This is a genomic window from Acidimicrobiales bacterium (genome assembly GCA_036399815.1).
Classification (GTDB): domain Bacteria; phylum Actinomycetota; class Acidimicrobiia; order Acidimicrobiales; family DASWMK01; genus DASWMK01.
This window is the reverse complement of sequence record DASWMK010000097.1, coordinates 1-13,178: the sequence shown is the minus strand read 5'-3', so window position 1 is coordinate 13,178 and position 13,178 is coordinate 1. Positions and strand designations below refer to the sequence as shown.

The 13,178-nt window shown below is 73.7% G+C and carries 11 protein-coding genes; 6 read left to right on the top strand and 5 right to left on the bottom strand.

Features of this window, described 5'->3' with window-relative positions; all coding sequences use genetic code 11:
- The 3 genes from VGB14_07185 to VGB14_07175 form a co-directional block, all read left to right on the top strand.
- Positions 1–1,329 (top strand): hypothetical protein (locus tag VGB14_07185; GenBank protein ID HEX9992692.1); only part of this gene is annotated, 1,329 nt, incomplete at its 5' end.
- 98 nt (positions 1,330–1,427) lie between these two features.
- Entirely contained in the window at positions 1,428–1,805 is a 378-nt protein-coding gene (locus VGB14_07180) for a hypothetical protein (protein ID HEX9992691.1), read from the top strand.
- On the top strand, positions 1,786–2,205 hold the full coding sequence (locus tag VGB14_07175; protein ID HEX9992690.1) for a hypothetical protein: 420 nt from the start codon (positions 1,786–1,788) through the stop codon (positions 2,203–2,205). Before VGB14_07180 ends, VGB14_07175 begins: the two co-directional genes overlap by 20 nt.
- 72 nt (positions 2,206–2,277) lie before the next feature.
- On the opposite strand, the gene VGB14_07170 is transcribed toward VGB14_07175, so the two are convergent.
- The 3 genes from VGB14_07170 to VGB14_07160 form a co-directional block, all read right to left on the bottom strand.
- Entirely contained in the window at positions 2,278–4,209 is a 1,932-nt protein-coding gene (locus VGB14_07170) for a hypothetical protein (protein HEX9992689.1), read from the bottom strand.
- 173 nt (positions 4,210–4,382) lie between these two features.
- Entirely contained in the window at positions 4,383–8,318 is a 3,936-nt protein-coding gene (locus VGB14_07165) for a multifunctional oxoglutarate decarboxylase/oxoglutarate dehydrogenase thiamine pyrophosphate-binding subunit/dihydrolipoyllysine-residue succinyltransferase subunit (protein HEX9992688.1), read from the bottom strand.
- A gap of 12 nt (positions 8,319–8,330) precedes the next feature.
- On the bottom strand, positions 8,331–8,660 hold the full coding sequence (locus VGB14_07160; protein ID HEX9992687.1) for a hypothetical protein: 330 nt from the start codon (positions 8,658–8,660) through the stop codon (positions 8,331–8,333).
- A gap of 46 nt (positions 8,661–8,706) precedes the next feature.
- Here VGB14_07160 and ettA point away from each other — a divergent pair, with 46 nt between their 5' ends.
- Together ettA and VGB14_07150 are read left to right on the top strand one after the other, a co-directional pair.
- Positions 8,707–10,386 carry an energy-dependent translational throttle protein EttA gene (ettA, locus tag VGB14_07155; GenBank protein HEX9992686.1) on the top strand — a complete coding sequence of 560 codons (1,680 nt, stop codon included), beginning with the start codon at positions 8,707–8,709 and terminating at the stop codon, positions 10,384–10,386.
- Positions 10,383–10,703, top strand: a complete 321-nt coding sequence (locus VGB14_07150; protein HEX9992685.1) for a hypothetical protein — start codon at positions 10,383–10,385, stop codon at positions 10,701–10,703. Before ettA ends, VGB14_07150 begins: the two co-directional genes overlap by 4 nt.
- Here the strand turns inward: VGB14_07150 and VGB14_07145 are convergent.
- Complete coding sequence (locus VGB14_07145) at positions 10,678–11,331, bottom strand: hypothetical protein (GenBank protein HEX9992684.1); 654 nt, start codon at positions 11,329–11,331, stop codon at positions 10,678–10,680. The two genes, VGB14_07150 and VGB14_07145, sit on opposite strands and share 26 nt — an antisense overlap.
- Positions 11,324–11,971 (bottom strand): hypothetical protein, encoded by a 648-nt coding sequence (locus VGB14_07140; protein ID HEX9992683.1) that lies wholly within the window; start codon positions 11,969–11,971, stop codon positions 11,324–11,326. The genes VGB14_07145 and VGB14_07140 overlap by 8 nt, the downstream gene beginning before the upstream one ends.
- 334 nt (positions 11,972–12,305) lie before the next feature.
- Between VGB14_07140 and VGB14_07135 the strand changes: the two genes are divergently transcribed.
- A complete protein-coding gene (locus tag VGB14_07135) occupies positions 12,306–12,974 on the top strand; it encodes an iron-containing redox enzyme family protein (protein ID HEX9992682.1) in 669 nt (222 codons plus the stop codon).
- The last annotated feature ends 204 nt before the right edge of the window (positions 12,975–13,178 follow it).

Here is a 13,178-nt window from a genome sequence, read left to right as displayed (position 1 = left end):
ACCGGCCCGCCCACGACGGCGGCGCCGCCGTCGTCCCCGTCGACCACCCCGACCACCCGGACCACGGAGGCGCCGGCGGCCGGCGGGCCCGGCGACGCCGGCGACGTGGCCGAGTGCCTGGCCGGCGACCTCCTCCACGATCCCGACATCCTCCTCGGCGACGGCGACATCACCGGCGCGGCGCCCGAGCAGGTGGCCCGGATCGCCGACGCCGTCGAGGAGGAGCGGGAGCTCACCTTCCGCGAGGAGGTCGAGCCCGAGTTCGTCACCGGCGAGGAGATCGCCCGGCGGGTGCGGGACCTGAGCGCCGGCTCCTACCCGCCGGCCGAGGCCGACGTGGACGACCGGCTGCTGACCGCGCTCGGCGCCATCCCGCCCGACCTCGACCTGCGGGAGGCGGTGCTCGACCTGACGGCCGGCCAGGTGGCCGGGTACTACGAGCCGTCGTCGGGCGACCTGGTCGTGCTGGCCGAGGACCCCGGCCGGCCGCTCGGCCCGGCCGAGCAGGTGACCCTGGCCCACGAGCTGGACCACGCGCTCACCGACCAGCGCCTCGACCACCCCGACGTCGACGAGGACCCTGCGGCCGACGACGCCGCCATCGCCGCGTCCGCGCTCGTGGAGGGCGACGCCACCGTGCTGATGCAGCGGTTCGCGCTGGCCCACGTCGGCATCGCCGGCCTGACCGACGCGGCCGGCGAGGGCGGCGACCAGGACGCGCTGGCCGACGTGCCGGCGTTCCTCCGGTCCAACCTGACGTTCCCGTACCTCGACGGCATGGCGTTCGTGTGCAGCCTGCTGGCCGCCGGCGGGTGGGAGGCGGTCGACGCCGCCTACGACGACCCGCCGACGACGACGGCCGAGGTCCTGTTCCCCGAGCGCTACGGGGAGGCGGCGCGGGAGGCGCCGGCCGTCGCCTCGCCGGGCGAGGGATGGGAGGAGGTGGCGAGGGAGCCGTTCGGCGCCGCCCCGCTGCGGTGGCTGCTCGAGGCGCCCGGGGGCGACGCGTCGGCCCCGCTCGCCGACGCCGGCGAGCGCACGGCGGCGTGGGGCGGCGACGAGGTGGCGGTGTTCACCCGGGGCGAGGCGACGGCGGTCGGGCTGTCGCTCGTCGCCCACGAGGGCGCCGACCCCGGCGAGCTGTGCACGACGATGGCCGACTGGTACCGGGCGTCGTTCCCCGACGCGGCCGGCGCCCCGACCGAGGGCGACGAGGCCATGGCCGTCGAGGGCGACCGCCAGTCGGCCGTGGTCGCCTGCTCGGGCGACGCCGTCGCCCTCGGCATCGCCCCCGACCTGGCGACGGCCAGGGCCCTCCTCCCGGCCTAGAACGCCGCCCACCCGAGATCTCGGGCGGGGCGACGCTCCTCGCCTGGAACCGCCGCCCGTCGACCGCGGGACCGCCGGGGCGCTGCTAGCACATCCGGGTGCCGACCTACTTTCACGGGACCTCCGAGAGGTCGGCGTTCGCGCTCCTCAGCGGCGCTCCCCTCGACGCCACGGTCGCACGGGAGCTGTCCACGACGGGCGCAACCGGGGCCTTCTATCTGGCGACGGACATCGACGACGCGCTCTACCTGGCATCGCTCAAGGGCGAGCGGTACGCCGTCCTCTCGGTGGACATCGACGCCGGCGCCCAGCGGGATCTCGCCGCCGCAGGCTGTCGCCTCCAACCGATCCCCCAGGCGGGGAAGTTGGTACCCTTCGAAGGCGACGAGTTCGTCATCTCGCCATCGGCCTACGGGATCTTCGATGCCCTTCGGGCCGAGGGAAGGATCGTGTTCGGTGCCGCAGAAGTCGACTGAACCGCTCGTCGTCTACGACGCCCGATCCACTGCCCACCTGCTGGTGAAGCAGATCCTCGGTCGCCCATCGTTCGACGCTGGCGTGGCTGCCCAGTCGATCGTGCGGGAGATCGCCACGCTCGGCGCGGTCGGTGAGATCGACCGCGACGGAACGTTGTGGTCGGTGTCCTCCGAACTGGACTGGCTGCCGTCCGACGACCCCATGAGCGTGTTTCGTCGGGCCCGCCCCCTGCGTGCCGACCTCCCCTACTCGTGTCACGTCGAAGTCCTGCTCCCGGCCTTCTGCCGGTTCGTCGCCACCGGCGTCGGCTCGAGGGTCGACGTGGTCAGGAACGACGACGGGCGCCGGCCGCCGCATCCGGCCGCGGCCGCGCGCCGCTACGTCTGGTTCGCCGTCTGACGGCCGGACGATCTCGCCCGCCCCACTGAGGCCGGTCGGCCAGCAGGCGGCGGCCCCGGCCCTCCTCCCGGCCTAGAACGGGCGCCCGCGTCGGCGGCCGCCCCGGCCCCGGCGGCGGCCGCCGCGGGCGCCGGGCCACGGGCCCGGGTACGGGGCCGGCGACGGCGCCGACCGGCTGCGCACGAGGGCGAGCAGCACGGCGCCGCCGACGACGACGAGCAGGACCAGCCCGGCGGGCACGGCCCAGGTCGGCAGCGTGCGGTCGTCCCCCGGGTGCTCGTCGATCAGGAGCAGCCGGGTGGTGTCGGCCACGTCGACGGTGACCGTGATCGAGTCGTCGCCCCTGACCAGGTCGGTGACCGGCTCGTCCTCGCCGGTCATCGGGTCGTACCACCGCACCTCGGCCTCCTCGGGCTCGAGGTCGGCGAGCCGCAGCCGGTACGGCTCGGGCTCGATCGGCGTGGTCAGGTCGTAGGTCAGCACGTAGGCGGCGACGGCGAACCGGGAGCGGGTCACCTGGAACGGCAGCACGGCCAGCAGGTCCCGCTCCCAGAGCGTGGCCTCCCCCGGGCCGCCGAACACCCGGCGCTGCTCGCCGAGCGCCGTCACCTGCACGCCGAGCTGGCGCACGTCGTCGAGGTCCTCGGCCCCCTCGAAGGCCGAGGTGAAGTTGGCGAGCGCCGCCACCGGCTCGCCGATCAGCGCCTCGTCCGGCGCCCGCCGGTCGGCCGGGGACACGTCGGGGTCGAGCACCCCCCGGCCCAGGGGGTCGGCGTCCCACGCCCGGCTCACGTACAGCTCGGCCAGGCCCTTGTTCAACCAGAACGGGAGGTAGCGCACGAGGCAGCGGGCCTTGTGGTGCATGGCGACGGCCGGGTCGGTGATCCCCGCCTCCCTCGGCGTGCAGCCGTGCTCGGTGGCGACCTGGCGGAAGTCCTCCGTGCCGTCCGGCCGCTCGTCGCGCCGGTCGGGGGCCAGCCGGCGCCGGACGAGCGGCTGGGTCGACACGGCGAGCGCCGTGCGGCCCTCGGGCACGGCGATGCGCAGGTGGTCGGGCACGTCGTCGTAGGCGGCCACCTGCTCGGGCCCAGGGAAGTCCTCGGGCACGTCCAGCAGGCCGGTGCCGTAGGGGTGGTAGCTGATCGAGTCGGTGCCGGGCGGCAGGTCCTCGATGCGGGTGGCGTAGAAGTTCGAGTTCGAGAAGCCCCACACGACCCGCACGCCCGGGTACTCCTCGTGGACCATGTCGACCGTGCGCCTGGCCAGCTCCCACACCCGCCCGCCGGGCCGGAACTTGGCCTCCCCCTCGGGCTCGGCCGCGGGGTCGTAGTTCGCGACGTCGAGGAAGTCCGAGGCGAACGCCGTCTCGTTCCACAGCTCGACGCCGACCTCGTCGACGTCGTGGCGGTCGACCTCGTCGAGCACGGCCCGCACGTAGTCGAGCCAGCCGCCCGCCGTCCGGTCGAACTCGGCGCTGCCGGCCGGGTGGAGCGGCGCGTACGCCAGCGTGTCGACGGTGACCGTGTCGCCGGCGGCCACGCCCGTCGGCAACGGCCGCCCGAGGGTGACCGTCCCGGTGCCCTCGTCCACGTCGGTGAACAGCACGCCGGCCATCTCCTCGGTCATCCCCGAGATCCCCGACCGCCCGGCGACCAGGCCGTCGACCGACTCGAGCCGCAGCCGGTCGTCCCCGGCGCCGGCGTCGGCCGCCACCTCGACCTCCGTGGTCGTGTGGGGGGTGGGCCGGGCGCTGTTGGCGTTCAGCAGGAGGAGCGGGGCGATGTCGTGCTCGGCGGCGGCGTCGAGGACGGCCCCGAGGCGCGCCCCGCCGGCGTCGGACAGGCTGCCGTCGACGTCGACGTCGCTCCACGGCACCTCGATCCTGAGGCGGCGGACGCCGGCGTCGGCCAGCAGCCCGATCGTCCTGGCGTGGTCGGTCCCGGCCGGCACCCGGTACTGCATGCCGATGCCGTCGAGCATCGACGCCGCCTCGACGGTGTCCATCCACCCCCGCCAGGGCTGGAGGCGGAACGACGGCCGCTCGGCCAGCTGGTCGGGGTCGACGTACGGCGCGACGGGGACGCCGCCGTCCTCCTGCGCCCCGGCCGGGGCCAGGGGCAGGAGCGCGGCGAGGGCGGCGACGGCGGCGAGGCCGCGCGCCGCCCGCGACCGGCGGGTCAGCCCGACAGCCCCTCCAGCGCCGTGTCGAGCAGGGCCTGCTGCTCGGCCACGTGCACGGCGTGGCTGCCCGACGCCGGGCTCCCCGACTCGGGCCGGCTGATGCGGCGCACGCCGTAGCGGTCGCCCAGGGCCTCGTAGAGGCGGCCCTTCACGAAGTTCCAGCCGCCCATGTTCTCGGGCTCCTCCTGGAGCCACACGACCTCGTCGACCTCCGTGTACCGGGCGACGGCCCGCTCGACGGCGTCGAAGGGCCACGGGTACAGCTGCTCGACGCGGACGACGGCGAGCGGGGCGTCGTGCTTGTCCCGCATGGCGATCAGGTCGTGGGACACCTTGCCGCTGCACAGCACGACCCGCCGCACCGACGCCGGGTCGGCGCCGCCGTCGGCGTAGCGGGGGTCGTCGAGGACCTCCTCGAACGACCCCTTGGTGAGCGCCTCGATCGGCGACCGGGCGGTGCGGGCCCGCAGCAGCGACTTCGGCGTGAACACCACGAGCGGCTTGCGCACGTCGCGGCGCACCTGGCGGCGCAGGAGGTGGAAGTACTGGGCCGACGTCGACGCGTTCGCCACTTGGATGTTGTCCTCGGCGCACAGGGTGAGGAACCGCTCGATGCGGGCCGACGAGTGCTCGGGCCCCTGGCCCTCGTAGCCGTGGGGCAGGAGCAGGACGAGGCCGCTCGTCTGGCTCCACTTGTCCTCCGCGGCGACGAGGTACTGGTCGAGGATCACCTGGGCGCCGTTCACGAAGTCGCCGAACTGCGCCTCCCAGCACACCAGCGCGTCCTTGTGGACCACCGAGTAGCCGTACTCGAAGCCGAGGGCGGCGTACTCCGACAGCAGCGAGTCGTAGATCCAGAACTTGGCCTGGTCGGCGTCGAGGTGGGCGAGCGGCGCCCACTCCGCGCCGGTGCGGTAGTCGACCAGCACGGCGTGGCGCTGGGAGAACGTGCCCCGGCGGGAGTCCTGGCCGGCGAGGCGGATGTCGGTGCCCTCGAGCAGCAGCGAGCCGAAGGCCATGGCCTCGGCCAGCGCCCAGTCCACCTCGCCGCCCTGCACCATCTGGTCGCGGGCCTCGAACTGCTTCGCCAGCTTGGGGTGGACGGTGAAGCCCTCGGGCGGGGTCGACATCACCGAGTAGACGCGGTCGATCACCGGCCGGGCCACGCCGGTCGGCACGTGGGGCAGCACGCCGATGGGCGGGGGCACGGGCTTGGCCCTCGTGTCCTTCGGCGGGGCGTTGGTGCGGGTCTCGTCGAGGGCGACCTGGAGGCGGGCGCTGAAGTCGTCGAGGGCCTGCTCGGCCTCGTCGAGGGTGATGTCGCCCCGCTTGACGAGGGTCTCGGTGTAGAGCTTGCGGACCGACCGGCGCTGGTCGATGCGCTGGTACATCTGCGGCTGGGTGTAGCTCGGGTCGTCGCCCTCGTTGTGGCCGTGGCGCCGGTAGCAGATCATGTCGATCACCACGTCCTTGTGGAACCGGCGGCGGTAGGCGTAGGCCAGCCGGGCGACCCGCACGCAGGCCTCCGGGTCGTCGCCGTTCACGTGGAAGATCGGCGCCTGGACCATCTTCGCCACGTCGGTGGCGTACTCCGACGAGCGGGCCGAGCCGGGCGGCGTGGTGAACCCGAGCTGGTTGTTGATGACGAGGTGGATGGTGCCGCCGACGCGGTAGCCCTTGATGTCCGAGCAGTTGAGCGTCTCGGCCACCACGCCCTGGCCGGCGAAGGCGGCGTCGCCGTGGACGAGGATGGCGAGCACCGGGAAGGCCTCGGGCTGGTTGATCAGGTCCTGCTTGGCCCGCACCATGCCCTCGACGACGGGGTCGACGGCCTCGAGGTGCGACGGGTTGGCGGCCAGCTCGACGGGCAGCTCCCGGCCCGTCCGGCTGACGAACTTCCCGCCGGCGCCGAGGTGGTACTTCACGTCGCCCGACCCCTGGATGGTGCCGGGGTCGATGTTCCCCTCGAACTCGCTGAAGATCTGCCGGTACGACTTCCCGACGATGTTGGCGAGCACGTTCAGCCGGCCGCGGTGGGCCATGCCGATGACGGCCGAGTCGAGGGCGTCGTCGGCGGCCGCCTCGAGGATGGCGTCGAGCACCGGGATGGCGCTCTCCGCTCCCTCGATCCCGAACCGCTTCTGGCCGAGGTACTTGGTGCCGAGGAAGCGCTCGAAGGCCTCCGCCGCGTTGAGCCGGCCGAGGATGTGGCGCTGCTCGTCGGCGGTGAGCTCGACCTTCACCCCCTCGACCTGCTCCTGGATCCAGCGCTTCTCCTCGGGCTCCTGGATGTGCATGTACTCGATGCCGACCGTGCGGCAGTAGGCGTCGCGCAGCACGTGCAGCAGGTCGCCGAGGGGCATGCGCTCCCGGCCGGCGACGCCGCCGGTGAGGAACTCCCGGTCCAGGTCCCAGATGGTGAGCCCGTAGGTGGCGGGGTCGAGCTCGCTGTGCATGTGCGGCTCCTTCCACGCCAACGGGTCGAGGTCGGCGATGAGGTGGCCGCGGACGCGGTGCATGTTGACGACGCTCAGCACCGCCATCTGCTTCTCGAGCATGGCCTGCTCGCGGTCGATCGGGTTGACGTCCCGCCGCCAGCGCACCGGCTCGTAGGGGACGCCGAGCGAGCGGAAGACGGCGTCGTAGAAGCCGTCCTCCCCCATGAGCAGGCGCTCGACCTTCTGGAGGAACAGCCCCGACTCGGCCCCCTGGATGATCCGGTGGTCGTAGGTCGAGGTGAGGGTGATGACCTTCGACAGGCCGAGGTCGGCCAGCACCTGGGGGTCGGCCGCCACGTACGCGGTCGGGAAGTCGAGGCGGCCGACGCCGACGATGCAGCCCTGCCCGGGCATCAGCCGGGGCACGGACTGGACGGTGCCGAGGGTGCCGGGGTTGGTGAGGGTGACGGTGGTGCCGGCGAAGTCGTCGGGGCTGAGCTTGTTGGAGCGGACCTTGCGGACGAGGTCCTCGTAGGCGGCGTGGAAGGCCCGGAAGTCGAGGGTGTCGGCGTTCTTCACGCACGGGACGAGCAGCGTGCGGCTGCCGTCGGCCTTCTCGACGTCGACGGCGAGGCCGAGCCCCACGCGGGGGTTGCGGATGACGGCCGGCTTGCCGTCCACCTGGGTGTACGTCGAGTTCATCACCGGCATGCCGTCGGCGATGGCCCGGACGACGGCGTAGCCGACGAGGTGGGTGAAGCTGACCTTGCCCCGCCCGGTGCGGCCCAGGTAGCCGTTGATGACGCGGCGGTTGACCTCGAGCAGCTTGGCCGGGACCTCCCGGAAGCTGGTCGCCGTCGGCACGGCCAGGCTGGCCTCCATGTTGGCGACGATGCGGGCCGCCGCGCCCCGGAGGACCTCGGGCTCGGGCTTGTCGGCGGCCGCCGCTGGGGCGGGCTTCGGCTGGGCGGCGGGCGCCGGCGCCGGCTGCTTGGCGGCGCTCGGCTGGGCGGCCGTGCCCGACTGCTGGCGGGACTCGGCGCCGGTGGCGACCTGGTCGGCCGGCGGGCGGGCGGCGGTGCCCGACGGGCCGCCGGAAGCCTGCTGCCCGGCCGGCGGTGCGGCGGCGGGGGCGGCCTGCTGGCCGGCCGACGCGGCGGCGGGGGCGGCCTGCGGGCGGGTGTCGGCTGTGCCGGTGCCGGGCTGGCCGGCGGCCGGGCGGGCCGGCTGGCCGTCGCCGTCGCCCCGGCGGGCGTGGGGCGCCGGCCAGGGCCGGTCCCCGGCGGCGGCCGGAGCGGCGGGAGCGGCCGGCTCGGGCTCGTCGGCAGGCGGTTGCTCCTCGGCCGCGGCCGCCCTCGGGCGGTAGTCGGCGAAGAAGTCCCGCCAGCTCTCGCTCACCGACGACGGGTCGGCGAGGTACTGCTCGTACATCTCGTCGACCAGCCAGGCATTGGGACCGGCGACGGAGGCGGCGACGCGCGACTCAGGGGGCATCGCTGCCCGATCCTACCGCTCGCCCCCTCCCCCGAACCCGCCGGGCTCCTCGTCGTCGGTGTCGGCGGTCGTCACCTCGAGCTGGCTGGCCAGGACCTCCAGGGCGGCGCTGACGGCCCAGAGCAGGGCGGCGGACAGCGCCGCGCCGAGGGCGGCGACGTAGGAGCCGATCCTGGCCGCCTCGTCGTCCGACGCGAAGGCCCCGACGGCCATCAGCGCGGCGCCCACCAGGCTCAGGACGGCGAAGATGGCGACGCCCGTCGCCGCCCCCGTCGCCCGCCGGACGGACCGGTCCGCCCTCCGGTACACCGCGACCAGGTCGTCGAACCCCTCGTCCGCCACGTCCGCCTCCTTGTCGCCTGCGCGCCGCCGGTAGCGTCGGCTCGCTATGGCTGCGCAGTTCATCTTCACGATGCGGCGGGTGAGCCGCGTCCACCCGCCGGACCGGGAGGTCCTGCGGGACATCACCCTCGCGTTCTACCCGGGGGCGAAGATCGGGGTCATCGGCCCGAACGGGGCCGGGAAGTCGTCGCTGCTGCGGATCATGGCCGGGGTGGACGACGGCTACACCGGCGACGCCCGCCTGACCCCCGGGTTCACCGTCGGGTTCCTCGAGCAGGAGCCGTCGCTCGACCCGGCCAAGGACGTGCAGGGCAACGTCATGGAGGGCGTGGCCGCCACCGCCGCGCTGCTCGCCCGCTACGACGACGTGATGGCCGGGTGGGCCGACCCGGACGCGGACTACGAGAAGCTCGGCGCCGAGCAGGCGGACCTGGAGGCGAAGATCGAGGCGGCCGGCGCCTGGGAGCTCAACCGCACCGTCGACATCGCCATGGACGCCCTGCGCCTGCCGCCCGGCGACGCCGACGTCACCACCCTCTCGGGCGGCGAGCGGCGCCGGGTCGCCCTGTGCCGGCTCCTCCTGTCCCGGCCCGACCTGCTGCTCCTCGACGAGCCCACCAACCACCTCGACGCCGAGTCGGTGGCCTGGCTCGAGCGGTTCCTCCAGGAGTACCCGGGCACGGTCGTGGCCGTCACCCACGACCGCTACTTCCTCGACAACGTCGCCGGCTGGATCCTGGAGCTCGACCGGGGCAGGGGCCTGCCCTTCGAGGGCAACTACTCGTCCTGGCTGGAGCAGAAGCGGGAGCGGCTCGCCAGGGAGGAGAAGGCCGAGTCGGCCCGGCGGCGCACCCTGGAGCGGGAGCTGGAGTGGGTCCGGATGGCCCCGAAGGCGCGCCAGGCCAAGGGGCGGGCCCGCCTCACCGCCTACGAGCGGCTGCTGGCCGAGGCCCAGGCGGCCGACGGCGGCGCCGACCGGCTGGAGATCATGGTGCCGCCGGGCGAGCGGCTGGGCGACGTGGTCATCGAGGCCGACCACCTCACCAAGGGGTTCGGCGACCGCCTGCTGATCGAGGACCTGACGTTCTCCCTGCCGCCGGCCGGGATCGTCGGCGTGATCGGCCCGAACGGGGCCGGGAAGACCACCCTGTTCCGGATGATCACCGGCGACGAGGCGCCCGACGGCGGCACGCTCCGGGTCGGGCCGACCGTGCAGCTGGCCCACGTCGACCAGTCGAGGGAGGCGCTCGACCCGGCGAACACCGTCTACGAGGAGATCACCGGCGGGGTCGACCACCTGCGGGTCGGGGGCCGGGAGGTGCACGGCCGGGCCTGGGTGGCCGGCTTCGGGTTCCGGGGGGCCGACCAGCAGAAGCTCGTGCGGGACCTCTCGGGCGGCGAGCGCAACCGGGTGCAGCTGGCCAAGGTGCTGCGCTCGGGCGGCAACGTGCTCCTGCTCGACGAGCCGACCAACGACCTCGACGTCGACACCCTGCGGGCGCTCGAGGGCGCGCTGGAGGCGTTCCCCGGCTGCGCCGTCGTCATCAGCCACGACCGCTGGTTCCTCGACCGCATCGCCACCCACGTGCTCGCCTTCGAGGGCGAGTCGCAGGTGCGGTGGTTCGAGGGCAACTTCAGCGAGTACGAGGCCTGGCGCCGCAAGCAGCTGGGCGCCGACGCCGAGCGCCCGCACCGCATCAGGTACAAGCCCCTCGTCCGCCGATGACCCCGAAGGCCGTGCGGGCCGTCGTGCTCGTCGTGTGCGCGGCGGGGATCGCCGGGATGATCGTCACGTCGGTGCAGGGGAACGACGGGGCCGCCCTCACGTTCGGGCTCATCACGGCGTCGGCCGTCCTCGGGCTGATCCTCGTCTCCGCCGTCGCCCCGCCCGGCGCGGCGGCGGGCCCGGAGGACGAGGAGGCGGCCGCGGCGGAGCTCGAGGACCTGGTGCAGGCGCTGGTGCGGGAAGGGGCCGACGAGCGGGCCGTGCGCGACCTCGTGCGGGCCGCGCTCGGGCTCAGCCGGATCCGCCGCTCCCGGTAGCGGCGAGGACGTCGGCCGCCGCGCCCCACACCTGCCGCTGGGTGACCCCCCGGCGGCGCAGCTCGTGGCTCACGATGTCGGCGCCCCACCGCTCGGCCAGCCCGAGCAGCAGGTGCACGTCGTCGGGCTTGTCGGCCCCGAGCACGTGCCGCCACGTCCTGGCCGCGCCGAGGGCGAACGTCAGCGCGGGGTTGACGGTCCGGCCGTCGGGCTCCTCCTCCCCGCGCGGCGACCGCTCGAGGTAGTGGCGCTCGACCTCGTGGACCGACGAGCCGGCGGCCGCCAGCAACGAGCCCAGGGCGGCGCCCGTCGAGGGCGACCGGAACAGCCACAGCCAGGCGTGCTCGGGGCCGATGTGGGTGTGCCGGAACCCGTGGGAGACCCAGCCGGGCTGGTCGATGAGGTAGGTCTCGATGTCGAGGTCGTCGACCTCCGACTTCGTCGGGTACAGCCAGCCCGGCGCGTCGCGCAGCCAGGCGACGACGGCCTCCCAGGACCACACCGGGCCGATGCTGAGGACGGCGACCGGCGGCGGGAACTCCTCGGTGTCCTCGATCCACGCCATCACGTCGCCGAGCGGCAGCTCGAGCAGCTCGGCCATCTCGACGAACCCGACGAGGTCACTCATCGGGCGGCGGGGGGACGGGGTCGTCGGCGGCGGCGCTCGTGGGGCTGACGGCGTAGACGAACGGGCTGGCCGCCGAGCCGCCCCACCATCGCCCGTCGAGGACGATGTACGCGCTCCCGTAGTCGCGGTAGTAGCCGGCGCCGCACGGCGGCGACGGCGAGTTCAGCGACGCGTACTGCGTCGGGTGGCCGGCGGGGCTGTACACCAGGCCGGTGTCGCGGCACGACGTCCAGGCCGACCCGTTCCAGCGCTGGAGGACCGTCCGCGCCACCACCGAGTCGCTCCCGAACCAGGGCTGGGCGAGCGCATTGCTGGCGTGCGCCATCGAGCCGGCCTTGACCCGACCGGTGCTGTCGACGGACACGCCGAAGGAGAGCAGGGTCTGGAGGTAGGGGCCCGAGTAGACGAGCGCGTACGACGGGTCCTTGCGCGGCTGCTTCTGCCAGTACCAGCGGCCCGAGCCGGACTCCTGGACGCACTTCCAGGTGATCCCGATCGAATCGGTGTACTCGTCGTTCGGGTTCTCCGCCGAGCACGGCTTCATCGGATAGGCCGTCGCCGGCAGCGCCGGGAGGAGCATCCCCGCCGCCACCGCGACCGCCACCGCGGACCGCACCACCATCGCCGCCCTGTGTCGCATCGGGCAAACGTAGCGGTTCCCCCAGCCCGGCGCGGCGCCCGCGGGCGCCGCCGCCGCTCACGGCGCCGTGGTCTCCCGGGTTCGCCCGAATTCGCAAGCCTTGACAAAGGGCTTATAGTGAAATAAAACCAGAAGCCGGAACAAATTGCTCCGACTTCGGTTCCGGCGATGAAGCCAGATGTCGACACAGCCGTCGGCGGCTTTCTTCCTTCGTCTGCGCCCACGAGGCCGGACGATTTTTCTCCTCCCGGAGTCGCACATGATGCAGGGAACTCCGGCCGACGCGTCCGTCCATCGGGAGCTTCGCGCAACCGTCGACGCTCGACTCGACCAGATGATCAGCCAGTTCTACACGGAGGGCCCCTTCGCCGGAGACCTGGTCGACGGGGACGAGTTGAACCTCGATCACTACAAGCGGCACACCGTCGAGACGATCCTCCGCATCCGCCGCAAACGCACCGTGGACGCCTATGCGCTCATCTGGTTCACCAAGCACGACCCCGTCCGGGCCAAGCAATGGGCGGCGTACACGGACGAGAAGATGCTGCACGACGAGATGTTCCTCCGGGACCTCGAGTACGTCGGCGTCACGCCGGAAGAGGTCTACGCCCAGGAACCGCTGCTCGCCACCAAGAGCCTGATGGGCTACCTGCTCTACGACGTCGTCTACAACGACAGCCCGCTCGCGCTCATCGCCAGCGTCTACTTCATCGAGTACACGACGACGAGGACCCAGCCGGCGTGGATCGCCAAGGTGGAGCGGGCGCTCGGCCCCGATGCGGCGAAGGGCGCGAGGGCCCACGTCGGCACCGACATCGACGACAAGCACGACGACTTCGTGTGGGGCGTCGTCGCCTCGCTGCTGCGGACCGACGACGACGAGCGCCGCATGCTCGACCACCTCGAGAACGTCTACCGCCTCTACGTCGCCTACTTCGGCGAGCTCAACCAGCTCGTCCTCGGCGACGCCGCGGCGCCGCCGCCGGTCACGACGGCGGCGTGACGGCGCCACGATGATGCCCGCCGACGCGCTCGACGCGGCTGCCCGCTGCCGTCTCCGCTTCCTCGGCCCCGGCGACCTGCGGTGACGTGCGCCGACGTCGACGGGACCGGCGCGCGGCGGACGGCGACGGCGATCGCCCGGGCCGGCGGCACGGCGTCCGCCGCCACCGTCGACATCCGGAGGTCGGCCGCCGTGGACGGCGCC

Coding starts and splice junctions, on each gene's coding strand:
- VGB14_07150 (HEX9992685.1), top strand. CDS start 10,383: ATGACCCCGAAGGCCGTGCGGGCCGTCGTGCTCGTCGTGTGCGCGGCG.
- VGB14_07145 (HEX9992684.1), bottom strand. CDS start 11,331: ATGAGTGACCTCGTCGGGTTCGTCGAGATGGCCGAGCTGCTCGAGCTG.
- ettA (HEX9992686.1), top strand. CDS start 8,707: ATGGCTGCGCAGTTCATCTTCACGATGCGGCGGGTGAGCCGCGTCCAC.
- VGB14_07140 (HEX9992683.1), bottom strand. CDS start 11,971: ATGCGACACAGGGCGGCGATGGTGGTGCGGTCCGCGGTGGCGGTCGCG.
- VGB14_07165 (HEX9992688.1), bottom strand. CDS start 8,318: ATGCCCCCTGAGTCGCGCGTCGCCGCCTCCGTCGCCGGTCCCAATGCC.
- VGB14_07170 (HEX9992689.1), bottom strand. CDS start 4,209: ATGGACACCGTCGAGGCGGCGTCGATGCTCGACGGCATCGGCATGCAG.
- VGB14_07135 (HEX9992682.1), top strand. CDS start 12,306: ATGATCAGCCAGTTCTACACGGAGGGCCCCTTCGCCGGAGACCTGGTC.